The organism is Cohnella nanjingensis, assembly GCF_014212125.1.
GTDB classification, from domain to species: Bacteria; Bacillota; Bacilli; order Paenibacillales; family Paenibacillaceae; genus Cohnella; species Cohnella nanjingensis.
Genome location: NZ_JACJVP010000023.1, coordinates 47,775 through 72,636, shown reverse-complemented (window position 1 = coordinate 72,636; position 24,862 = coordinate 47,775). Strand labels below are relative to the sequence as shown.

17 protein-coding genes are annotated in these 24,862 nt (G+C 62.3%); 16 read left to right on the top strand and 1 reads right to left on the bottom strand.

Annotated elements, in window-relative coordinates; all coding sequences use genetic code 11:
* Positions 1-13: 13 nt before the first annotated feature.
* Positions 14-508 carry a hypothetical protein gene (locus tag H7C19_RS13200; protein ID WP_185143120.1) on the top strand — a complete coding sequence of 165 codons (495 nt, stop codon included), beginning with the start codon at positions 14-16 and terminating at the stop codon, positions 506-508.
* Positions 509-786: 278 nt separating this feature from the next.
* Here the strand turns inward: H7C19_RS13200 and H7C19_RS13195 are convergent, their stop codons facing one another.
* Positions 787-2,715, bottom strand: coding sequence for a glycoside hydrolase 5 family protein (locus H7C19_RS13195; protein WP_185143119.1), 1,929 nt, complete (start codon positions 2,713-2,715; stop codon positions 787-789).
* A 221-nt stretch (positions 2,716-2,936) separates the two neighbouring features.
* On the opposite strand from H7C19_RS13195, the gene H7C19_RS13190 reads away from it, so the two are divergent.
* The 15 genes from H7C19_RS13190 to H7C19_RS13120 all read left to right on the top strand — a co-directional run bounded on the left by H7C19_RS13190 (position 2,937) and on the right by H7C19_RS13120 (position 24,364).
* Entirely contained in the window at positions 2,937-3,860 is a 924-nt protein-coding gene (locus tag H7C19_RS13190) for a helix-turn-helix transcriptional regulator (RefSeq protein ID WP_185143118.1), read from the top strand.
* A gap of 300 nt (positions 3,861-4,160) precedes the next feature.
* Entirely contained in the window at positions 4,161-5,816 is a 1,656-nt protein-coding gene (locus H7C19_RS13185) for a DUF4091 domain-containing protein (RefSeq protein ID WP_313731615.1), read from the top strand.
* Positions 5,817-6,040: 224 nt separating this feature from the next.
* Positions 6,041-7,198 (top strand): right-handed parallel beta-helix repeat-containing protein, encoded by a 1,158-nt coding sequence (locus H7C19_RS13180; protein WP_221469231.1) that lies wholly within the window; start codon positions 6,041-6,043, stop codon positions 7,196-7,198.
* A 150-nt stretch (positions 7,199-7,348) separates the two neighbouring features.
* Entirely contained in the window at positions 7,349-8,254 is a 906-nt protein-coding gene (locus H7C19_RS13175) for an ABC transporter permease (protein WP_185143117.1), read from the top strand.
* Between the two features lie 34 nt (positions 8,255-8,288).
* Positions 8,289-9,185, top strand: coding sequence for a carbohydrate ABC transporter permease (locus H7C19_RS13170; protein WP_185143116.1), 897 nt, complete (start codon positions 8,289-8,291; stop codon positions 9,183-9,185).
* 95 nt (positions 9,186-9,280) lie between these two features.
* Positions 9,281-10,930 carry an extracellular solute-binding protein gene (locus tag H7C19_RS13165; protein ID WP_185143115.1) on the top strand — a complete coding sequence of 550 codons (1,650 nt, stop codon included), beginning with the start codon at positions 9,281-9,283 and terminating at the stop codon, positions 10,928-10,930.
* A 93-nt stretch (positions 10,931-11,023) separates the two neighbouring features.
* The gene (locus H7C19_RS13160; RefSeq protein ID WP_185143114.1) at positions 11,024-12,556 is read left to right on the top strand and encodes a response regulator; all 1,533 of its coding nucleotides are present in this window, start codon (positions 11,024-11,026) and stop codon (positions 12,554-12,556) included.
* Positions 12,557-12,570: 14 nt separating this feature from the next.
* Complete coding sequence (locus H7C19_RS13155) at positions 12,571-14,337, top strand: cache domain-containing sensor histidine kinase (RefSeq protein WP_185143113.1); 1,767 nt, start codon at positions 12,571-12,573, stop codon at positions 14,335-14,337.
* Positions 14,338-14,471: 134 nt separating this feature from the next.
* Positions 14,472-15,374: an ABC transporter permease gene (locus tag H7C19_RS13150; RefSeq protein ID WP_313731613.1), complete on the top strand. Its 903-nt coding sequence runs from the start codon at positions 14,472-14,474 to the stop codon at positions 15,372-15,374.
* A gap of 19 nt (positions 15,375-15,393) precedes the next feature.
* Entirely contained in the window at positions 15,394-16,290 is an 897-nt protein-coding gene (locus H7C19_RS13145) for a carbohydrate ABC transporter permease (RefSeq protein ID WP_185143112.1), read from the top strand.
* 87 nt (positions 16,291-16,377) lie between these two features.
* On the top strand, positions 16,378-18,054 hold the full coding sequence (locus tag H7C19_RS13140; protein ID WP_221469230.1) for a type 2 periplasmic-binding domain-containing protein: 1,677 nt from the start codon (positions 16,378-16,380) through the stop codon (positions 18,052-18,054).
* A 64-nt stretch (positions 18,055-18,118) separates the two neighbouring features.
* The gene (locus H7C19_RS35480; protein WP_185143110.1) at positions 18,119-19,915 is read left to right on the top strand and encodes a cache domain-containing sensor histidine kinase; all 1,797 of its coding nucleotides are present in this window, start codon (positions 18,119-18,121) and stop codon (positions 19,913-19,915) included.
* A complete protein-coding gene (locus tag H7C19_RS13130; protein WP_185143109.1) occupies positions 19,908-21,497 on the top strand; it encodes a response regulator in 1,590 nt (529 codons plus the stop codon). Before H7C19_RS35480 ends, H7C19_RS13130 begins: the two co-directional genes overlap by 8 nt.
* Positions 21,498-21,763: 266 nt before the next feature.
* Positions 21,764-22,948 carry an N-acetylglucosamine-6-phosphate deacetylase gene (nagA, locus tag H7C19_RS13125; protein ID WP_185143108.1) on the top strand — a complete coding sequence of 395 codons (1,185 nt, stop codon included), beginning with the start codon at positions 21,764-21,766 and terminating at the stop codon, positions 22,946-22,948.
* A 69-nt stretch (positions 22,949-23,017) separates the two neighbouring features.
* Positions 23,018-24,364: a polysaccharide deacetylase family protein gene (locus H7C19_RS13120; RefSeq protein WP_185143107.1), complete on the top strand. Its 1,347-nt coding sequence runs from the start codon at positions 23,018-23,020 to the stop codon at positions 24,362-24,364.
* Positions 24,365-24,862: the final 498 nt, after the last annotated feature.

Below are 24,862 nucleotides of genomic sequence, written 5' to 3'. Positions count from 1 at the left end.
CATAGGATGGAGCATGGACAAGCATTCTAGCGGAAGCGGAAGGACGGAGATCGCGATGTCGGGCAGAGGGACGATGGAGCGCCGCTTGGCGGTTCAATATCCGATGGGGATCAAGCAGATGTCCGGATTCGCTTTTTTGACGCTGTATGCCGTATATGCGCTGCTGCGCGGCGGGGCCGGCAGCGGCTTGTGGCCGGTCTACGGCACGTGGATGCTCCTCTGCGGCGGCACCCTGATCTATTTGTTCCTTAGGCGTCGGCTGGGCCGACCCCGGCTGCAGATAGGAGCTGACACGCTGACGGCGAACGGCGCCGCGCTGCGACCGGATCGCATTCGGGTCATCCGGATGGACCGCGACCTTTTCGGCATCGTACCGGAAGGCCGCCGGATCGCGCCGACGACGCTGTGTCTGCGGATCGTCGATCTCGAGGACCGCAAAGCGCTCATTCGCTGGGCGACGAGCCGGGGCGTCGAGATTCGGGAAGGTACGTTCCTGCGCTGGTTATAACAATGGCAAATAATCAACCTCCATCCCCCGCGTCGTTAGCGGAGATGGAGGTTGAATTGTTTTATTTCGAGCGGCTAAAGAAGCAAACGGTCGCCGTAACGATAGAAAGTATCGTTACAGGAGCATCGCCGGTGCGATCTGGCGCTGTAACGATAGTAAGTATCGTTACAGCTCGGTGCCGCGAGGAAGCCGGCTTGGGTCCCGCCCCGCCGCCGCTTGTTCACGCATTCGCGCGAGACGAACGTGCCGTCGCACAGGCGCTAAACCGTCGTCCCTGTTCACCGCCTGCGCAGCCGGACGACCGCGCCGTCGTTCGCGGCAAGCGCGCAAGCCGGAACGGCTGCCCGCCGGACTTCGCCATATAGACAGTCCTCGTACGACCAATCCTCGGAGAGCAGCAGGTCCATCGTAGCCGGCTGGTCCGAGTAGTTGACGATGACCGCGATCCGGGCGTCCGCGCCTTCGTCGTGCTCGGTGATGCCGACAAGCGGGTGGGAGGCGCGAATGGCGCGGTCCGAGCGGGCGCGGCGGGAGAGATCCCGATAGATTTTCCAATACGGGAATGTCTCCGGATCGTAGCAGGCGCCCGGCCGGCGGATCAGATCGAGCTCCAGCGGCAGCGAGAGGAAGAAGATCCGACCTTGGCCGTAGGTCGACACGGTGAACACCGGGTTGCCGTCCGCTTCCGTCGCCAGCACCTCCGCATCCACGGCGCGCACCGCCCACTTGAACGCGCCGGCCAGCCGGAAGCCAGCCGTATCTTCCGCGCCTCGGAGCGTCACGACGGCTTCGTCCGTCCGGCGGCTGCGGGCGCTCACTTGGAGGCCCGTCGTCTGCTCGAACTCCAGGAAGTAGCCGTCCTCGATGGAGATGTACAGATCGGCCCCCGCCCGAACGCGGCCCAGGATCTCTTGCCACCGCTGCTTCGGGATGCCCCTCGTCCCGCTGAGGCAAGGGAGCAGGAGGAGCTTCGCATCCGGGATCGGCTGATCCTCGAAGCGGTAGTCCAGATCGAAGCCGGCTTGCTTGGCAAGGATGAAAGCGCCATAAGCGACGGGCCAATGCTCTTGCGACGTATTGAGGATGCAGACCGCCTCCGTTCGCCTAGCCGGCAGCTCGGGCAGCCGGCCGATGGCGCGGCCCAGCCGGCCCATCTCCTGCAGCGCGGGCTTGACGCGTCCCTGCTCCGTGACGAGACCGAGCTCGCCTTCGCACGCATTCGAATCATAGGGCGCGTGAGCGAGGCGCGTCTGATCGAACGAACACCACCAGAGCAGGCCGTGGCACCCGTGCGCCCAGAGGCTCAGCATGCTGCCGCGCAGGAACGCAGCCGCTTCCGCCTCGCCGGATACCATCGGCCCCATCGTGCCGATCTCTTCGGCGAAGCAAGGCTTGCCTCCGATCTGTGCGTAGTACAAGCTCTCCGCGGTCGCGTGCAGCTGCGGACGGATCGTCGTGATCGGATCGTAATCGACGTAGGGCGTCCAGTAGGGATACGGATGCGTGGTGAGAATATCCGTCAGCTCCCCTTGGTCCTGCATGCGCCAGTTGCCCGTAGGCGACAGGCCGTGCATGCCGGAGATGAGCGGTCTGCCGGGGTCCGCGGACTTTACCGCGCCGGAGAGGGCAGCCGTCCAGACATAAGCTTCTTCGCTCGACGCGACCGGCCCCATCGCGTTGCATTCGTTCCCGAGATCCCAGGCGACGATCGCCGGATGGTCGATCATTTGCCTGATGAAGCCTTTGATGAATCGAACCTGCCATTGGATCGCCAGCGGGTCCGTCAGCACGTTGCGGCCCTGCAGCGCGGGCGGCACGAACAGCCTGCCGCTCATCCAGCCGGTGACGAGGCCGACGATGAGCTTCAGTCCGTGCCGCGCGGCGAGATCGGCGAACGTCCGGAATTTGTTCAGCGCCTCCCGCGAGAGACCGAAACGCCCCGATTCGTCGTCCGGCAGCTTCCGCTCGCCGAACCGCACGTCCATCGCATGGCCGTGCCCACCGTACAGCGTCGCGATCGGCTGGAAATCCGGCCATAGCGGGAACACCCGAAGCACCTCCAACCCCTGCTCCGCCAGCAGTTTCAAATCGCGTTCGACGACGTCCGGCCGCCAGTCCGACCACATGGCCGTGCCGGCGTGGGACGCCCAATAGTTGCACCCGACAAAAAAGCGGTCTTGACCGGCCCATAGATGTTGCGTTCCCATGTGCTTAGCCTCCTTTTATGCGGATCGATTGGTTCCCATCCTATTGATCCCGCTCGCGCGCTCTAGATCCCATTCGGCTCAAGAAGCGCCCGGCCGCTTCGGCAGACAGCGGGCGCGATTCGGTCGCTTGTTTTCCACCCTACTAGAATCCGAGGCAGAGAGATATAATGGAGGTGCGAAAAAATATAACGATTCTATGATGCCGATACGGAGGTGCACGCATGAACGCCACGATGCCAGCCGTCAAGACGCTGGCCGAACAACCGTATTTCGAGGCTCACAAAAACCGGGAGGGCGGGTTCGAGTTTCCTTTCTATACGGCTGCAGTCGAAGCCGAGGCGGAAGGCTACGCGGTTCCTCCGCATTGGCACTATCATACGGAGCTCCTGATCTTTGCCGAAGGATCGGCGGACGTGCTCGCCGGCAACCGGACGGTCCGCGCGTCCGCTGGCGATCTGCTGCTCATCCCGCCTTGCGGCGTGCATGCGGTGACCGTCGCGCCGGGGGAGAGGTCCAGGCACTACGTGATCGGCTTCGATCCCGATCTGCTGGCGCCTATGCCCGCCCTGCTCGTGAACGTGAAGTACGTCCTGCCGCATTCGTCCGACGCGTTTCTTCATCTGCATACGGGCGCTCTCGAAGCCGATGGAGTCGCCGGCATATACCGACAGGCGGAGGAGCTGCTGACGGAGTACGGGCGGAGGGCGCCGGCGTTCGAGCTGGCCATCACCGCGGGCATCTACCGACTGCTCGGCGGACTGATCCGCGCGTTGCCGGGGCTCGGGTTGGAGGGGAACGCGCCGGGGACGGACCGGTTCCGGTTCCGGCTCCGCGATACGCTGGCCTATATCGACGCGCACAGCCACGAGCAACTGACTGCGGCGGACATGGCGCGCGTCAGCTTGATGAGCTACAGCCACTTCGCCGCCTGCTTCAAGCGGACGATGCGCACGCCCTTCTCCGCCTATCTCCGGTTCGTGCGCGTGCGGAAGGCGGAGCGCCTGCTCCTCGATCCGACGCGCAGCATCACCCAGATCGCGCTGGAGACGGGCTTTAACGACAGCAGCTACTTTATCAAGCATTTCCGGTTTGTCCGCGGTATCACGCCCTTGCAGTACCGCAAGACCGTCCTGCAGTTGGCTTAACCGCAAGCAGAAGCACGCCAAAGTCCCTTGATTCAAGGGGCTTTTTCGTTGTTTTCGTCGCTTGCGGACGGAGCGGGAGGACTTGTATGTTGAAGGGAGTGCCGGGCGCGGCCCGCGTCGCCGTCCTGCATTCGGGCGGGTAGACTCCTATAGGCCGGCGGGTTTCCCCGGCGGCCGTCTGCCGCCATAATGGACGCGTAAGCGCCGGTGACGCTCTCCTCGCGGCGAGATCCGGTCACTCCCACGCGAGAGAAAGGACAAGTGATCCCTTTGACATCCACCCCGTTTGAGATCCGCTGCGTGAATTCCTTGTGGAAGGTATTCGCCGACGAAGAGTTGGCGGCTCCGGCCTATGAGCGCGGGACGACGCTGAAGAACGAAGTATATGCCTTTCAGGTCGCCTATCGCGCCCCCTGGCTGCATAGAGGAATCCGCGTCGAGGTCGACTCGCAGCTAGCCGACCGGATCGAAGTCCGCTTCGTCGGGCTCGCGCCTTCGGACTTCCCCGCGCGGGACAACCATGACGACGACTTCCTGCGCGAGACCCCCGGACTGTACCCCGATCCGCTCCTGCCGATCGACCCGGCCGAAGGCATCCATGCGCCGCCGAACCAGTGGCGCGCCGTCTGGGTGACGATCGACCCGTGCGATGCGCCGCTGCCGAAGGGCGAACATCCCATTCGGATTCGATTCGTCTCCGAAGAAGGGGAGGCGCTCGGCCAAGCCGAATTCGCGCTGGACGTCATCCCCGCGCTCCTCCCGCAGCAGCGTCTCTTGCATTACGAATGGCTGCATTTCGATTGTCTGGGGACCTACTATCGCGTGCCCGTGTTCAGCGAGCGTCACTGGGAACTGCTGGAGAATTACGTCCGCAAGGCCGTCCGGTACGGCATCAACACGTTTCTGACGCCGATCGTCACCCCGCCGCTGGACACGAAGATCGGCGGAGAGCGTCCTACGGTGCAGCTGGTAGACATCGAGAAGACCGGCGACCGCTATGCTTTCGGCTTCGACAAGCTGAAGCGCTGGGTCGACCTGTGCAACCGCTGCGGCGTCAGCCACTTCGAATTTTCCCATCTGTTCACGCAGTGGGGGGCCAAGCACGCGCCGAAGATCGTCGCGACCGAGGACGGCGAGGAGCGCCGCATCTTCGGTTGGGAGACGGACGCGACCGGTCCGGCCTACCGCGGCTTCCTCGACCAGCTCCTGCCGGAGCTGAACCGGTTCATCCAGGATCACGGGCTGGCCGAGCGCTCGATCTTCCACGTCTCCGACGAACCGGAGCCGCAGGACTTCGAGGCTTATAGCCAGGCCAAGGCGATCATCGCCAAGCATCTGAAGGGGTATCCGATCATGGACGCGCTCTCGGATTACAAGTTCTACGAGAGCGGTCTGGTAGAGCGTCCGATCCCCGCGAGCGATCATATCGGTCCGTTCCTCGAGAACGGCGTGCCCGGCCTCTGGACTTATTACTGCAATGCCCAGCAGGACCAGGTGGCGAACCGGATGTTCAGCATGCCGTCGAGCCGCGGCCGGGTCATCGGGCTGCAGCTGTACAAGTTCGGCCTGGAGGGCTTCGCGCACTGGGGCTACAACTTCTGGTACACCCGCTATGCGACGATGGCCATCGATCCTTATCGGGTCACGGACGCCGGCATGGGGTTCCCGTCCGGAGACTCGCATCTGGTCTATCCGGGCGACGACGGGCAGCCCGTCAGTTCGATCCGCTTCGAGGTTCTTCGCGAAGCGCTCCAGGACCTGCGCGCCTTGCAGCTGTACGAGTCGTTCGCGGGCAAGGAGGCGGCGGTCGCCTTGCTGGAGCAGGGCTTGACGCGGCCGATCACGTTCGCGGACTACCCGCGTGGCGACGCGTGGCTGCTTGCCTTCCGGGAACGGTTGAACGACGCCATTCGGGAGCGGGCGACAAAGCGCGAGGTTGTGAACGAAGAAGAGTAGACTCCATTGATTACGGGTAGCTTTCGTTGGATTCGGGACTTATGCCGGCTTCGGACCGCCTCTTATAATGAGGGTAACCGGTTCAAGCCGGCTTCCCTCCTCGAGAGCCGGCAGTACCCGGGCAACAGGGCGGCGTCGGGAACCGCCAGAGTCGCCGGAACGGGGTTGCAAGCGCATTCTTCTCTCTGCATGCAGCAAGGCCAATCTCGAAAGGAGTGTTGATGATGAACCTGACATGGAACATGAACCGCTTCTCTCTGAAAAACCGCCTGCTCGCACTAACGCTAACCGCTGCGCTGATCGCTTCTTTCGCGACCTTCGGCCCGACGCGGGCGCACGCGAACCAAGTACCCGTAGGCTGTACGAACACGGCTTCGGACGCAGCCACGATCAACTCGGCCATCTCCGGCAGCAACGTCGGCGACGAGATCGTCTTCAAGGGGACCTGCTTGATTAACGCGCCGATCAAGCTGAAGCCCAAGCGCTCCTATCGCGGCGAGAGCCGTACCGGCACGGTGCTGGTGCAAGCGAGCGGTTCGACGCCCGCCGGCATCCTCGTATCGGAAGGCTTCCTGACGACCGGCTCCACCAATACCGACGAGCCCGTGTCCATCTCCTCGCTCACGATCCAAGGACTCGCCTCGGGCTCCACGTCCGGCATCATCCTGAGATCTTGGGAGAGCACCGTCAAGGACGTCCATATCACGAAGATGGGCGGCAACGGCATCCGCGTCACCAATGTTAACAAAGACGGCGTGGCGATCACGAATACGCAAGTCAACGGACAAATCATCGGGAACATGATCGAAGAATCCGGTCAATACGGCGTCTACGTCGAGGATACCGGGAACTCCGTGACCGACTGGCAAGTGACCGACAACTGGATCGCCGACTCCGGCATCGACGGCATCCACATGGAGAACGCGGCCGGCTGGTACGTCGAACGGAACCATATCTACGGCGTGCCGAAGAACGCGATCTACGCCGAACGCCTCTACGGCACTTCGATCTCCGACAACTACATCGAAGGCTTCGGCGAATCGACGACTTCCGGCACGTATTACGGCATTCAAGGCACGGTCCAAGCCGATACAGGATCGACGATCGCGAACAACCGCATCTTCCGTCTAGGCGCAACGGGCAACACCGGCAGCACTTTCCGTTTCATCGGTTTGACGCAGGTCAATTATGACGGCACCGGCGTCGCCAACATAACGGGCAACCTGATCCGCGGCAAAGCCGTCGCCAAAGACATCGGGCTCTACTATGCGGGCAGCTCCGCGGCAAGACCGCTGCAAGTGCTGTCCACGGGCAACCTCGTGACCGACGTAGGCACGGCCAAGACGGTGGGCGCCAACGTCACCGTCGCCACGAACAACTAAGCCGTTCAAGCCTCGATCTTAACCGACTAGTCGCTTGATCCACCCGTTCCGGCGACGCTGGGGGGACCCGACGCCCCCCTTCTTTTTTCCATCCGGCGCGGCGCGCTTCGTGCCGCCACCCGTTCGCCAGGCATGCATATGGAGGTACAGATGAAGGCACGTTGGCTTAAACAATGGGATTTGCAGCTTATGGTCATTCCCGCGCTCCTCTTCGTATTCCTTTTCAGCTACATTCCGATGTGGGGCATCATTATCTCGTTCCAGCAGTACAACTTGTTCAAGGGCGTATTCCACAGCCCCTGGGTCGGCTTCGACAACTTCGAACAGTTCTTCAACGCGCCGGAGTTCTGGCAGATCATGCGCAATACGATCGTCATCAGCCTGCTGAAGTTCGTCACCGCCTTCCCCGCGCCGATCGTGCTGGCGCTTCTCCTGAACGAGATCCGCAGCATGCCCTTCAAGCGCTTCGTACAGACGGTCACCTACTTGCCGCACTTCATGTCCTGGGTCATCGTCGCCACCTTCGTGACCTCGCTGCTCTCCGTGGACAACGGCAGCCTGAACCTGCTGTTCCAGAAGCTTCATCTGATCGGAGAACCGGTCAACTGGCTGTCGATCCCCGAGTACTTCTGGGCCATCGTCACTTCCGTCGGCGTCTGGAAGGAGATCGGCTTCGCCGCCATCGTCTATCTGGCCGCCATCGCCGGCGTCGATCCGTGCCTGTACGAATCGGCGGCGATGGACGGCGCGAGCCGGTTGCGCCAGATGTTCTCGATCACCATTCCGTGCATCTCTCCCGTCATCGTCATTTTCCTGATTCTGGCCATCGGCAACATTCTATACGCGGGGTTCGAGGACTTGCTGCTGCTCGGGAAAAACCCGGTGCTCAGCGACGTCGCGAACGTCATCGACACCTACGTGTACCGCATGGGACTCAAGGACTCCCAGCGCTACTCCTACGCCACGGCGGCCGGCTTGTTCCAGGCCATCGTGAACGTCATTCTGCTGGTCATCGCGAATCGGACGGCCCGCCGCTTTGGACACAGCCTATGGTAAGTCCGATTTTTTGGAATAGAAGAGGGATCCCGTCATGCGATTAAGTCCAAGCGAACGCGTCTTTCAAACCGTCATCTACGTGCTGCTCGCCCTGCTGTCGTTCGTCACGTTGTATCCGTTCTGGAATTCGCTCGTCATCTCCTTCAATCTCGGCTCGGACACGTCGCTGGGCGGCGTCACGTTCTGGCCCCGGTCCTTCACGCTCCAGAATTACGAGGTCGTGCTCCGGGACGGCCGGATCGCGCAGGCGTTCCTCGTCTCGGTCGCGAGGACGGCGGCGGGCACGGCGCTCTCGATCATGGCGACGGCGATCTTCTCGTACGGCATGTCGAAGGCCGAGCTGATCGGCCGCAAGTATTACATGATCTTCTGCATCGTCACGCTGTACTTCAGCGGCGGCCTCATCCCGTACTTCCTGCTGATTCACGATCTCGGGATGATGAATACGTTCTGGGTGCTCATCGTGCCCGGCATGATCAGCATCTGGAACATGATCATCTTCCGCACGTTCTTCAAGGAGATGCCGGCGGGGCTCGAGGAGTCGGCCCGCATCGACGGCTGCGGCTACTTCAGCACGTTCGTGCGGATCGTCCTGCCGCTGTCGGGGCCGGTGATCGCGTCGCTCTCCCTGTTCGTCGCCGTCAATCTATGGAACGACTGGTTCTCCGCGACGCTGTTCATCAACAATCCGAAGCTCGTTCCGATCCAGTCGCTGCTGCAGGAGATCATGAACGCCAACACGGTCACGGAGCAGCTGCGGTCGCAGGGGGGCTCCAACTTCCTCGACAAGATCTTCCAGGCCCGCACGGTCACCACCAAGTCGCTGACGATGGCGACGATGATGGTGGCGACGATCCCGATCATCGCCGTCTATCCGTTCGTGCAGCGGCACTTCGTCAAGGGCGTATTGGTCGGCTCGCTCAAGGGGTGAATCGGGACGCGCATACGGCTTCTCGCCGCAGACCGGAAAGGGTGCAAGACTGCTATATTCGTTCACGTATCCGAAAGTCTAAGGGGGTCCAAGATATGAGATTGCGCAAAGGGATGGTCCTGCTGATCGGCCTCGTCGTCCTGTCGATCGTCGCGGGATGCAGCGGTTCCAAATCGAACGATACGTCTTCGCCGACCGCATCGGCCTCGGCGTCCGGCAGCGCGGATCCGACGGCGTCTGCCGCCGCGGAGCCGCTGACGTTCAGCATTTATCCGAACTACGATTGGTGGACGATGCAGGCTTGGGGCGACGACCCGATCTCCAAGTGGATTCAAGACAACAAGAAGGTCACGCTCAAGCCGATCTCTTCGGGTGGCGCGGCCGCGACGAAGCTGAACACGATGGAAGTGTCCGGCACCCTGCCGGACGTCATCATCCTCGACCGGCGGGACGTGCCGCGGTTCGTCGAGAACGACCAGCTGGTGGCGCTCGATCCGTACCTCGACAAGTACCCGAACGCGAAGGCCGCGATCGGGGAGAAGACGCTCAACATGCTCCGTGCCAAGGACGGCAAGATCTACATGCTGCCGAACTGGTTCGCCACCAAGCCGACGAACAACGCCGGCTGGGTCGTGAACATGAAGATCTATGAAGCGCTCGGCTCGCCGAAGCTGGAGACGTTCGACGACCTCGAGTCCTATCTGAAGCTCGTCAAAGAGAAGTATCCGGACGTCGTGCCGCTGGAGATCGGCTTCCAGGGCGACGGGATCGACACGCTTATCTATGCAGGCATGGCGGAGGACCATCCGTCCTTCTACGCCAACGAATCGATGTTCGTCTATCCGGACGGAGACCGGCTGAAGTCGGTGCTCGAGGACCCTGCGCTCAAAGAGGCCTGGCAGTATGCGTCCCGGCTGTTCCGCGAGAAGCTGATCACGCAGGACGCCTTCACGCAGACGAACGACCAGTACCTGGAGAAGGTCAATACCGGCCGGGTCGCCGTCTTCGCGACCGGCAGCGTCGGCAACGACGGCGAACAGGCGCTTCGCCTGTTGAAGGCGAAGGACCCCTCGTTCAACTACAAAGTGTTCTGGCCGCTCCACAAGGCGGGGCTCGATCCGAACAAGATCTGGCCGGGCAACTGGAACTCGCTGGGCTGGAATGCGGTCGTCATCACGAAGAAAGCCAAAGATCCGGAGAAGATCTTCGCCTTCTACGATTGGCTGGTCTCCTCGGAAGGGCAGACGGTGACGTTCTTCGGTCCCAAGGGGCTGCTCTGGGACGAACTGACGCCCGAAGGCGTCCCCGTCCCGAACGAATACTCGAAGACGGTCTCTCCCGAGGAGCTCGAGAAGATCCATCCGGGCCAATGGACCGACCTGTTGGGCAATTCCGAGATGATCGACCGTATCAAGACGAAGCAGGAAGAGCTGAAGCCCGCCGAACAGCAGAGCTGGCTCGTGCGCAGCCAACTCGACGTGCTGTGGAAGACGTCCATGAATGTCGACCCGTTCGTGAACAGCGATCCCGATCCGAGCTCGCCGGAGGGCATCGCGGGGACGCATATGATCGAATTCTTCAAGCAGACGTTCGCCAAAGCCATCTACGCGAAAAGCGACGAGGAAGTGTCCCAGATCATGGACAAAGCGGCTGCAGACGCGGCTAAGTTCGGATTCGACAAGTACGTGCAATTCAAAAACGACAAATGGAAAGAAAATTTGCAAAAAATCAACGGCAATTCATGATGTGAATCGACAAAGGGTATATACTCGCCTATATACCCTTTTTTTCTCTATCATATGACGGCTATCCGCTCCGCTGGGGAGGTGACCGGTACCGTGTACCAAGTACTGCTCGTCGACGACGATCGCATCGATCTGGAAGGTCTCGTGCGCCTGATTCCTTGGGAGCGCTTGCGCATGCAAGTGTGCGCCGTCGCTTCCGATGCCTATGAAGCGCTGGACCTTGCGGCCGTTCATCCGGTCGACATTCTCGTGACGGATATCAAGATGCCGATCATGACCGGCTTGGAGCTGGCCGAACGGATCGTGAAGCTTTATCCGGCCGTCTCGATCCTGTTCGTCAGCGCTTACGAGGATTTTCATTTCGCCAAACAGGCGATTGCCCTGAATGCCAGCGGCTACGTAACGAAGCCCTATGACAACCGTGAACTGGTCTCGGCGCTGGAGCGGATCCAGGGCGAATTGGACAAGGAGCGCCAGCGCCAGCCGATGCTGGTCGGCGAGACGATCCGGCAGTGGCTGGAGGGCATGCTCGACCGGCAGGCATTCGCCGCCGGCCTGCGGGAATACGGTCTGACGCTCGGCGCGAGACATCCGGCGGTCGCCATCGCGGAGATGGACGACCTGTGGCAGATCAACGCCGACCCGGCGCACCCCTTCCACGGCCGGATCGGCGAAGCGGCCTGGCAGATCGTTCGGGCCTGCGGCGAAGCGGGCATGCCCCTCGCCTGCCCGTTGGACAACCATCGGGTCGCGGTCGTGCTCGACAGGCCGGATTACGCCGAAGCCTTGACGGAGCTGGTGAAGACCGTCGAGGCGCGCGAGCCGTTCACGATTACGGTCGGCATCGGCGCGCCCGTAGAGGACGGGGACGTGCGCGGTTCCTACCTGCAGGCGGCCGAAGCGCTGACCTGCAAGCTGTTCTACGGCAAGAACCGCACGATCGACATCCGGATGGCCAAGAGCAACAACCACCAGTCGAACGCTTCGGATCTCGACGGGCTGTTCGAAGGGCTCTTCGTCGCCGCCTCCGGCTACGATCTGCCCCGCATCGACGACGGCGTCGAGGCGCTGTTCCGATACGCCGCGGAGCTGAACGGCCGGATTCGGGCGAACCACTTCGCCATGTTCGTGCTCTCCAAGCTGGACGCCTATCTGAATACCCTCAACGTGGAGCTGCTCGATCTGCCGGGGACGGACTGGCAGGCCTTCGACGTGCTGGCCAGGCTGGAGACGATCGCGGAGATGAAGATTTGGTTCCGCCGGCGGATGTTCGAGGCGTCCGAGCTGCTGCACAAGCGGAAGCTGAAGAAGGGCCGGCTGATCGAAGAGGTGGAGGCGTTCGTCCGCGAGCGGCTCTCCGACCGGCTGACGCTGCGCGACGTCGCGGACCGGTTCGCGTTCTCGCCCAACTACTTCGGCCAGATGTTCCGGGAGGAGACGGGCGAGAAGTTCAACGACTTCTTGACCCGGCTGCGGATCGAGAAAGCCAGGGAGCTGCTGCGGGATCCCAAGCTCAAAGTGTTCGAGGTCGCCCATCAGGTGGGCTTCAAGAAGATCGCCAATTTCAGCGTGCAGTTCAAGATGGCCTACGGGCTCAGCCCGGGCGACTACCGCAAACAATGCTGAAGGAGACGGAGCCGATGCAGCGGAGGCGCGCGAACGGAAGCCAGATCACGTTCCAATACAAGCTGTTTCTCACTTACTCGCTGGTGGTGCTGCTCCCGGTCGTCGTTCTCGGCACGCTGGCGTATCGGTTCTCCCTCGACGCCGTTCGCGAGCGGACCGACCAGTACATCGCCGGGACGGTCAATCAGATGGTCGACAATATCGGCTACCGGCTGGACGCGTTCGGACGGATGTCCGACCAGATCTTCTTCGACGAATCCATCCAGGAGGCGCTGCGGCTGAGCGAAGCCGGCTGGGAGATGCAAGAGGAAGCCACGAAGACGATCTTCCCCAAGCTGGAGTCGGCGCTCAAGATCGCGCAGGAGAACGTGGCGCTCTCCCTCTACTTGCGCAACGAGACGTTTCCCGAGCTCTATTACGACCATACGAAGATCAAGGCGCTGACGATGGGCAAAGTCTACGAGGTCTATCATTTCAGCCGGCTGAACGAATCGGATTGGTATGCCGAAGCTTCACGCTCGTTGGAGAAGTTCGATCCGATCTGGCGGCAAGTCGGCGACGACCGGGCCGAGGGCAGCATCTCCCTGCTCCGGCAGACGGCGGACCTCAACAACCAGAAGCCCATCGGGCTGCTCCGCATCCGCGCGGAGATGAAGGATGTCTTCCAATCCCTGTTCCTCGAGAAATTCGGGGTGCCGGGCTATTTGTTCGTCCAGGACGCTTCGGGCAAGATCCTCTATGGCAGCGATCCGAACCGCCAGCTCCTCATGAGCTGGACGAAGCCCGACGACGGCTACTATACGATCGATCACGCCATTCCCGATACGGCGTGGACGCTGGTCGTCAAGATCCCGTATGCCGAGCTGCGCAAGGAGAGCGTGAACGTGCGCAACGTCACGATCCTCTCCTGCTTCGCCTGTCTGCTCCTCCTGCTCCTCATCAACTTCGTCGTCTCCGGCTATTTCTCCAAGCGCATCCGCAAGATCGTCTCCTTCCTCGGCGTGCTGAAGGACGGGGAGCTGTCCCGCCGGTTCCGGTACTCCGGCCAGGACGAATTCGGCTATATCGCCTTCGCCTTGAACGAGATGGCGGAGAACATCGACGATCTCATCCGCAAGGTCTACGTAGCCGGCCTCGAGAAGAAGGAGGCGGAGCTGCGGGTGCTCCAGTCCCAGATCAATCCCCATCTGCTGTACAACGCGCTCTCCTCGATCACCAAGATGGCCAAGATGAACATGAACGAAGAGATCCACGATATGGCGCTCGGGCTGGCCAAATTCTATAGGCTGACCTTGAACGAGGGCAAGACGCTGATCGGGATCGATCAGGAGATCGAGCAGATCAAAGCCTATATCGGCATCCAGCACATCCGGTACGGGGACCGGTTCTCGGTGCATTACGACCTCGATCCGGCGGCAATGGGCTACCAGACGATCAAGCTGATCCTGCAGCCGTTCGTGGAGAACGTGTTCGAACACGCCTGGTACCGGGGCCGCGTCCATATCCGCATCGTCGTCCGCAAGGAGGGGGAGCGGATCGTCTTCAAGGTGATCGACGACGGCGCCGGCATCCGTCCGGAGACGACCGCGCAGATCCTCGGGGACGGCGAGGTGAAGCCCGGCTACGGCATCCGCAACGTGGACGAGCGGATCAAGCTGCAGTTCGGAGAGGCCTACGGCGTCGCCATCGCGAGCCGCCCCGGGATCGGCACCGGCGTGCAGATCGACATTCCCGTCTCCCGCCAAGCCCCGCCTGCCTCATCGCCCATCTCCGCCTCCTGATTTCCTGCCGCGCATGCCCCGCTCGTACCCGCCGCCCGCCCATAATCGCGCGGGTACGGTCCTATATTTCCCCCGGTTCCGGTCCGCCTCGGCCGCCTGCATAATGGAGTCAAGAAGGGGGGCCCATCTTCGCCGTGTATCGAAAATGGTTATCGCAATACCAACTGCTGCTCATGTCCATCCCTTTCATGGCTCTGCTCATCCTGTTCACCTATGTGCCGTTGTGGGGCTGGATCATGGCGTTCCAAGACTACTCGCTCAGCAAAGGGATCGCCGGCAGCCCGTTCAGCGGGTTCAGCCACTTCGCGGACCTGTTCCGCGACGACCGGTTCTACCTGGTGCTGCGCAACACGATGGTCATGAGCGGACTCAGCCTCGTCGCCGACTTCGTCGGCGCGATCGCGCTGGCGCTGCTGCTGAACGAAGTGCGCGCGCGCTTCTTCAAGCGGACGGTGCAGACGATCACCTACATCCCGCACTTCGTCTCCTGGGTCGTCATGGCGAACATCGTGCTGGGCAGCCTGTCGCCCGACGGCGGGATCGTGAACGACGTGCTGATGAAGCTGGGCTTCATCGACGAGCCGATCCTATTCATGTCCAAGGGCTCCTGGTTCTGGGCCATTCATACGATGGCCGGGTTCTGGAAGGAGCTGGGCTGGAGCACCATCATCTACCTGGCCGTCATTGCCGGACTCAACCACGACCTGTACGAGGCCGCAGACGTGGACGGGGCGGGAAGGTTCCAGAAGATGTGGCATATCTCCATCCCCGGCTTGATGCCGACGGCGATGCTGCTGCTCATCCTGGCGACCGGCAACCTGATCAACACCGGCTACGAATCCCAGTTCCTGCTCGGGAACGGGCTCAACATCGACTACTCGCAAGTGCTGGACTTGTATGCGCTCGATTACTCCTTCAGCATCGGCGACTACTCGTACGGGGTCGCGATCAGCGTGTTCAAGTCGGCGATCAGCATTCTGCTCGTGGTCTCGGTCAACATGGCAGCTAGACGCTTCGGGGACTTCAAGGCATTCTAGGCCAAAGGAAGTGACGACGATGAAACGCGGCTACGGCGCCGCCGACTACGCTTTTCTCCTGTTCAACTACGGCTTCCTGTTCCTGCTGGGATGTCTGACGCTGTATCCGTTTCTCAACCTGCTGGCGATCTCGCTGAACGACTCGATCGACTCCGTGCGGGGCGGCATCTACTTGTGGCCCAGAGACTTCACGATAGGCAACTACCGGGCGATCTTCCAGACGGACAACTTGGTCGCCGCGACGCTCGTCTCGCTGGCGCGGACCTTGATCGGCACGTTCCTGTCCGTGCTCTGCACGACGATGCTCGCCTACACGATCAGCCGCAGAGGGTTCGTGCTCCGCAAAGCGCTTAATCTGATTCTGATCATGAGCATGTACGTCAACGGGGGACTCATCCCGTACTACCTGCTGATCAAAAATCTCCACATGACCAACAGCTTCTGGGTGTATATCATTCCCGGGCTGATCGGCGCGTTCAACGTCATCATCATCCGCAGCTACTTCGAGCAGCTGCCCGACGGCCTGGGCGAATCGGCGCGCATCGACGGCGCGAGCGACTTCGCGGTGCTGTTCCGCATCCTGGTGCCGCTCAGCATGCCGGTCCTCGCGACCATCACCTTGTTCGTCTCCGTCGGCCATTGGAATTCCTGGTTCGACAACTATCTCTTCAACAGCAAGCAGAATCTATCGACGCTGCAGTATGAACTCATGAAGATTCTGCTCAAATCGGTCCAGCAGGTATCGACGGACGCGGCGCGATCGGGCAAGGTCGACCGGGCGGTGGCCAATACGCTGACGCCGCAGTCGATCCGGGCCAGCATGACGATCCTCGTGACCGCGCCGATCCTCTTCGTCTATCCCTTCATGCAGCGCTACTTCATCAAAGGGATTACGGTCGGCGCCTTAAAAGAGTAAGGGGCAAGGCCACAGCGGGGCCATCGGCCCAATGAACGATTCCGAATAGAGGGGAAGACCGCAACCATGAGGAAACCGCTACTCGCAATGCTATCTGTCGTTACCGCCGCCGCCCTGGCGATCTCGGGCTGCTCGGGGAACAAGAACGAGCCGACCGCCTCCGGCGAGAACGGCAGTCCGGGCGCCAGTCCGGGCGCATCCGGCGAAGCGTCCAAAGCGCCGGACAAGAGTCCGATCAAGATCTCGATCAACAGCATCGATCCGAAGTTCTCGCCGGACAACGACGTGGCGCAGAAGCTCGCCGAGCTGACCGGCGTCACGTTGGACCTCCAGTTCGTCGTCGGAGACTTGACCCAGAAGCTCGACCTGTGGCTGGCCGGGGGCGACTACCCGGACATGGTCGTCATGCATCCGAAGGAGGTCGGCAAATATATCGACGCCGGCGCCGTCATTCCGCTCGAGGATCTGATCGACCAGTACGGCCCGAACATCAAGAAGGCGTTCGGCAAATATTACAATCTGCTCAAGGCGGAGGACGGTCACATCTACACGCTCCCGGCGCCGTATCTCGCCGAGGAGACGCCGGCCGACTGGGAAGCGCCGTGGGCCGTGCAGTACGACGTGCTGCGGGAAGCCGGCTATCCGGAGATCAAGACGCTCGATCAGCTGTTCGACATCTTGAAGGCGTATTACGAGAAGCACCCGACGATCGACGGCAAGCCGACGATCCCGTGGTCCGGCGTCGGCGGGGCGGACCATCCCGACTGGATCCTGAACAATCCGGCGTTCCAGGCGGCCGGGAAGCCGGACCACTCCTGGTTCCTGATCGACGCCAGCAACAACGTCACGCTGAACATCCTGTCCGACTACCAGAAGCGCTACGACAAATTCCTGAACAAGCTGTACCTGAACGGCATGCTGGACAAGGAATTCTTCACCATCAACTATGACGAAGCCGAGGCGAAGACGGCCCAGGGCCGCACGCTGGCGGGCAGCCTGCCGGCCTGGTTCCTCAAGTATCCGGAGCAGTCGCTGCGGGGGCAAGGCAAGCCGGAGCGGCAATTCGCCAATATCGAGCTGCTGTTCGACGAGAACACGCCGGATCATTCGAACACGATCACGCCGATCAACTCCAACAACAACTGGCAGATCTCCAAGAACGCCAAAGACCCCGCCAGGATTATCCAATACGTGGACTTCCTGCTGACCGACGAAGGCCAGAAGCTCATCAACTGGGGGATCGAAGGCAAGCATTACGACGTCGTGAACGGCAAACGCGTCGTGAACGCGGCATGGAAGGCCAAGAAGACGGAGGACCCCGAATACGAGTTCAAGAGCGGACCGACCGGCCCCTTCTACTGGTTCACCTACGGGGACGGCGCCAAGCTGTCGGACGGCGATTACGCGACGCCGAATACCAAGGATTACTGGGTCTCCACCTACGACGACGCGACCAAGGAGCTGCTGTCCAAGTACAATAAGAAGGTGTTCTCCGACTTCATGGCGCCCGTGGAGCGGGTACCGGCCTGGATCTGGCAATTGGCGGAGCCGACCGAAGGACGCGCCGAATTCAAGCGGGTGCAGCAGGTATACAAGAAGGAGTCGCCGAAGATTGTCTATTCCAAGACGGACGAAGAGTTCGAGGCCAACTGGAACCGCTACGCCGAGGAGATCCGCAAAGCGGGCTCGGCGAAGGTAGAAGCGGCCTACGACCGCATCTGGAAAGCGTATATCGATCAGTACAACAAAACGATGGGCCAATAACCGAGCGCCTCATGCCCCGCGGGGCGTGGGGCCGCTCCGGTTCCATCCCCGGGAGAGGACTGCCGTGAGCATTCGGATCAAATGGTTCCTCGCGAACGCGCTGGTCGTCCTGCTCCTGCTGGGCACGCTGACGCTCGCAATGACCGTCTACAGCCGAGACTTTATCGATCAGAAGATCCGGGAGAACTCGCGATATTCCGTATCGCAGCTCGCGCTGAACGTCGACCATCTCATGCAGTCCTACGAACAGATCATGGACTACCTCTACACGAACAACAACCTGCAGGAGCGGTTGCTCGCGCAATACGGCTCCTTTCCGGAAGCGGAGCAGATGTACTTCGAGACGGTCGATCCGGTGCTGCAGTCCGTCAGGGGCATCAGCCAGATGACCCGGCTCGTCTTCTATACCGAGAATCCGCTCTTCGAATTCGCGGGATTCGTGCCGATCGACGAGGACGTCAAGCGTTCGGATTGGTACGCGGCCTTCCGGGCGAATCCGGAGCGGGTTAAGATCTGGTGGCCGCCGCGGCAGGATGCCTTCCGGCATCAGGGCAACTTCCGGCTGACGCAGCGGCTGAACAACTTGAACGAAGACGCGGAGCTGTACGTCACGATGGATCTCGACGTCCGGCTGTTCGACAACCTCATCGCCAACGAGAACAAGCGACACCGGTTCATCGTGACGCTGCCGGACGGCAGCGTCGTGCTCGACAGCCACCGCTCCGAGACGTACGGAGCTAATCTCCGGGATTACGACTTCGCCGACCGGATCGGGCAAGCGGACGCAGGCAGCTTTCGGGTGCGTGACGGGGAGGATTCCGATCTGCTCATCTATCAGACGCTGGTAGGGCGCAGCAGCGTGCGGGGGATGAAAGTCATCTCCCTCATTCCGGAAGACGAGCTGATCGCGAATGCGAACGAGATTCGGCGGATCGCCGTACTGCTCTTGTGCGGGGCGGTCGCGCTGTCGATCGCGCTCATCTACGCCCTGTCGCTCGGGTTGACGAAGCGGCTGACCAAGCTGGCGAGCGCGATGCGAAGCGTGAACACCGAGCAGTTGAAGCCGATGCAAGGGATGAAGGGCAACGACGAGATCAGCGCGCTCGGCCGCATCTTCAACGGGCTCATCGACCGGATCGACCGCCTCATCAAGGACGTGTACCAGTCCGAGATCAACCGGCGCGAGCTGGAGCTGCGAACCAAGGAATCGGAGCTGTACGCGCTGCAGACGCAGATCAATCCGCACTACCTCTTCAACACGCTGACCGCGATCCGCGGCAGCCTGCTGGAGAAGGGGGACAAAGAGAACGCGGAGACGATCAAGCTGCTCGCGCTGTCCTTCCGGCAGGTGCTGGGCAAGAGCGGCCAGGTGATCCGGCTGCAGGAAGAGCTGGAGACGGTAGACACCTACTTGCGGATTCAGCGGTTCCGCTTCGGCGAGCGGCTGTCGTACGAGATCGCCGTGCCGGAGGCGTACCGCGGCTACGCGGTGCCCCGGCTTGCGCTCCAGACGCTCGTCGAGAACGCCGTCGTCCATGCGCTGGAGCAGAACGAGAACCCGACCGCGATCGTCATCCGGGCGGAGGAGGAAGCGGGAGGCGCGCTGCGGGTCACCGTGGCGGACGACGGGCCGGGCATTCCGGCGGCGGCGCTCGCCGAGATCCGGCGGGGACTGGACGAGGCGGCGCCTACGGGCGAGAAGCACATCGGGCTCCGGAACATTCATCAGCGGCTGCGGCATACGTTCGGGCCGGACTACGGGCTCGTCCTCGACAGCGAAGCGGGCGCGGGGACCCGGGTCTCGATGCGGCTGCCGGGCGATCGGCACGGGGATGGCCAAGGAGGGAAGCAGGATGGATAAGGTACTGATCGCGGACGACGAGCCCGGCGCGCTGAAGGCGCTCAAATACTTGCTGGATTGGGAGTCGTACGGCTTCACGATCGCCGGAGAGGCGGCGAACGGCCGGGAAGCGCTCGATCTGCTGAAGGACGGCGATTATGCGCTGCTCGTGACGGATATCCGCATGCCCGGCATCGGAGGGCTGGACCTGATCCGCGAGGTCCGTTCGTTCTCCGGCATCCCGATCCTCGTCATGAGCGGGTTCGGGGAGTTCGAATACGTGAAGGCCGGTCTCCGGTACGGGATCAAGGACTATCTGCTCAAGCCCGTCACGGAGGAGGACATGGACCGCGTGCTGCGGGACGTCCGCGAGGATCTGGCCCGCGAACGCACGCTGCACCGGCAGCTGTACCACGGCATGCAGGCGATGCGGAATCAGGCGTTGCGGAAATGGGCGAGCGGCGCGATGCGCGCGAAGGACGCGGAGGAGCGCTTCCGGCTGCTCGAGCTGGGGCTCGATCCGAATCGCCACGCCGTCTGCTGCCTGCTGGCCGAGATGGACTTCATGGACGAGTCCGACGTCTCGCTGACCGACGCCGAGATCCAAATCCGGCGGTTCGCGGTCCTGAACATCATGGAGGACGTCGTCGGCTCCGGCGGCTACGTGTTCGAGCAGTCGGAGGAGCGGTACGGCGTGCTGCTCTGCGGCGGCAGGGACGGCTTGAACGGCGAGGACGCGCTGGCCGCGGCCGACGCGCTGCGGTCGCAAGTGTCCCGGTACGCCGGCGTCTCCGTCACGATCGGGATCGGAGACGTGGTCTGGCCCGCCAGCCAGGTGGCGCGGTCGTACGCCGTCGCGGAGCGGATGCTGGACCGCAAGTTCTTCGCCGGCCAGAACGCGGTGATCCGCAGCGGCTCGTTCGACGAGGAGGCGGCCGACGGCGGGGAGGCCGACGTCCGGGAACTTCAGCCGCTGCTGGATGCGGTGACGGCCGGCGACGAGCTCCAGGTCCACCTGTGTCTGAAACGCCAGATGGAGCGCTTCGCGGCGGGGGGGCGGACGCCGGCCCAAGTCCGCGCGTTCATGCTGGAGCTGCTCGTGCTGCTGTTCCACTTGCTCATGAAGGAAGGGCACCGGCCGGACCGCCTGTTCAAGACCGACCCGAACGATTACAAATCGCTGCTCGAAGCCAAAACGATCGCCCAATCGTTCGCGTACGCGGAGCGGATGTGCGTGGAAGCGATCGCGCTGCGGACGGCTTCGCGGCCGCCCAAGCCGGTAACGACGGTCCAGGCGGTCAAGGATATCGTCGCCGCCGAGTTCGGGTCGACGGCGATCAGCCTGAAGGCGATCGCCGAGCAGATCTATATGAATCCGGCCTATCTCGGACAGCTGTTCAAGACGAGCGAAGGCGTCTCCTTCAACGACTACCTGCTCCGCGTCCGGATGGAGAAGGCGAAGGAGCTGCTGCGCCGGACGGACAAAAAAGCGTTCGAGGTCGCGACGGACGTCGGCTATCGCGAGCTCGACTGGTTCTACAAAAAATTCAAAGCCTACACGGGGCTCAGCACCGGCGAATACCGTTCCGCCCAAGACCGTTGATTGTTGGCGTTTTTCGTTGATTTGATCACTTGCGGGCATCGCGCGAGGCTTGAGATGATCATAGGGCGGGCAAGGGAGAGGAGAACAAGCAGCGATGGAACGATTGTGCAACTGGATCGGAGGACTCCAAGGCCAATGCGCTGACGACGGACGAATTCGGCGACCTCTCCAGGGGTCCGACCTTCTCGGACACGCGGGTCGAAATCGCCGCCTTGGATCCATGATCGAGCTACGCGCTAGACAATACACATCGGGAGGTTTTACGCATGCGCAATACCGCATCCTTCGACTTGGCGGGCGCCCGCCTGTACACCCCATCCGCCGTGATCGAGAAGGGCGTGCTGGAAGTCCGGGAAGGCCGGATTCATTCGGTCCGTACGCAGGAGGAATGGGAACGAAGCCGCGACAGCGGCACGGCTGTCCGCGACGCGGGCGGGGCGAGGGTCGTGCCCGGATTCGTCGACGTTCACGTCCATGGCGGCGGCGGCTACGACTTCATGACCGGGCATGACGGCAGCCTGGAGGAGATCCGCCTGTACCATGCCGCCCATGGCACCACCTCCCTGCTGGCTACGACCGTCACCGCGGGGCGCGAGCCGATCGCCGAAGCGATCCGCATGATCGTTCGGGAGATGAAGCGGGGGGGCCCCGGAGCGGAGGTCGCCGGCATTCATCTGGAGGGCCCCTACTTAAACCCGGTCCGCTGCGGCGCGCAGAATCCCGAGAACATTCGCGCGGCGGACTTGGACGAGATTCGCGCGTTCTGGGATTTGTCGGAAGGAACCGTCCGGCTGGTCACGCTGGCGCCGGAGCTTGAAGGGGGACTTGAGGCGACCCGGTTTTTCCGGGCACGGGGGGTGACGGTGTCGATCGGCCACTCCGACGCCTCTCTCGCCGAGACCCGCGAGGCCGTGCGGGAAGGCGCCTCGCATATTACCCATTTGTTCAACGGCATGCGTCCGTTCCATCACCGGGAGCCCGGGCTGACCGGAGGCGCGCTTCTGCTCGGCGAACTGACCGTGGAGATGATCTGCGACGGCATTCACATTCATCCGGAGGCCGTCCGCTACGTCTGGGAGACGAAGCCGCGCGACCGGATCGTCTTCATCACCGACAGCATGGGACCGGCGGGCCTGCCGGACGGGACTTTCCGGTTCGAGGGGATGACCGCGGCGATGCGGGACGGTATCCTGCGGCTCGTGCAGGCGGACGGCACGGAAGGCAGCTTGGCGGGCAGCACGCTGACGATGGACAAGGCGATGCGCAACGTGATGCAGTGGACGGGGGCGTCGCTGGAGGATGTGCTGCCCGCGCTCACGCTGCACCCCGCCCGGCAAGCCGGGCTGGCCGGCCGCAAAGGCTCGCTCGAAGCCGGGAAGGACGCCGACTTCGTGTGGCTGAACGATGACGATACCGTTGCGCAGACCTGGGTAGGCGGCGTCAGGGCGTGAGGGCGCATCCATTGAAGAGAATCTAATACGGATAAGTTAGCGAAAATCAAGATCCGGGAGGAGATACGCTTGGTTCAGGTCGTTTTTTTGTTCGATACGGAAGACTATACGTCGCCGGTCTCCGACGACGCCATCCTGCGCTTGGCGGAGCTGCTGCGCAGCGAAGGCATCCGCGGCAGCTTCAACATCGTCGGCGAGCTCGCCCGCATGCTGAAGGAGCGGGGACGGGAGGATATCGTCGCCGCGCTCCGGCATCACGAAGTGAACTATCATACGTATCGCCATTCCTGGCACCCGACGATCGCGGAGTACAGCGACGACGCGGTGTGGGAACGGCCCTACGAGCGTTATCTGGACGAGGAGAGCGAAGGCTCGGCGATCGTGCGGCACGTGTTCGGCGTCGGCGAACTGCCGGCTTACGTGCCGCCCGGCAACAACATCTCCGCCCAATCGCTGCACGCGGCGGCGAAGCTCGGCATGCCCGTGGTCGCCGGCTCGCTCTTCAAGGAGACCGGGGGCAAGGCGGTCTGGTACTGCAACGCGCTGAACCTGGAGTGCAACGAATATCTGGACGATCTGCTGCTGCGGGACGGGATCGAGGAGGCGAACCGCCGGATGCCGAAGTGGCGGACCTGGGACCGGCTTATCCTGTGCTGCCATCCGAACATGATCCCCTATGAGAAGTTCTGGGACGCCGTCAATATGAAAGGCGGCAATCGCGTCCCGTGGGGCGAGTGGAAGCTCGCGGAGCGGCGGCCGGACGAAGCCGTCGAGCGGTTCTACGGCGATCTGCTGACGCTGATCCGGGCGCTTAAGGCTTCCGGCGAATTCGAATTCGTCACCTGCCGCGAGATCTGGGAAGCGCACGACGGGGCGAGCGACAGGCATCTGGGGCGGGACGCGCTGATCGGTCTGTTGAACGGGCTGGACGGCAGCTTCTTCTACGGAGAGGACGGGGGCGTCAGCTACTCTCTGGCGGACCTGTTTCAAGCGGCCGTCTTTTATTTGAACGGCGGGGTAGGGACATACCGCGCGGCGCATCCGATCGGACCGATCCACGAGCCGGTCGGGACGAACGGCCGTCTGAAGATCGATGCGGCGGTCTTGCGGCAGGCGGCCGCGGCGCTGGCGGACGCGGAGATCATTCCGCATCGGATTCCGCTCGGCGAATCGTCCGGCGGCGGATCGGAAGGCCCTGTCATCGGGCCGGGCGACTTCCTGAGAGCGGCTGCGCAAGTGCTGTCCGGCGCAGCTTCGGCCGCGATCGAGCCCGGTCCCCAACTGCCGGACACGTCGGATTTCTACCGGTTCGACGATTTTCGTCTGGCGGGGACCTGGATCTACGCGGATGACTTCAAGGACGAATGGGTGACGCGCAGGCTGCGCTGGCAGTCCTGGACGATCCGCGGGGCCTGAGCGGGGCGGAGCTTCGACTGCGCCGGTTCGCATCATGCTGAAGCGCTAGAACGGCTTTTCGGCATCCGGACACCCCGAGGAGCGGCGCGCGGAGCGGGAACGGTGGCGCCGCTCCGCGCGTCGGCGGAGGGAGAACGAAACCGGCGGGTATGGCAGGAGCGATTGAATAGAATCGATCCATCGACAAGAGTTTCCCTTATTCGGGATTCCATGTAAAATGGAAAAATAACCCGAAATATGGAGGGGGCTCTTTTTTTATGAAAATGGGTCTTGGCCATTATAGCTTTCAGGGCTTACACACCTAATAATCGTAGGGAATATTCGTATTCGGTTGTGCAAAGGTCGCCCGGAATTCATCGGCTGGGACCTGTCCGGTGGTGCTCGCTGGTGGTGGTGCTTGATGGTGGTGCTCACTGGTGGTGCTTGCCGGGGATGCTCGCCGTGGTGCTCGCTGGTGGTGCTTTCTCGTGGTGCCTGCTCGTGGTGCCTGCTCCCCAA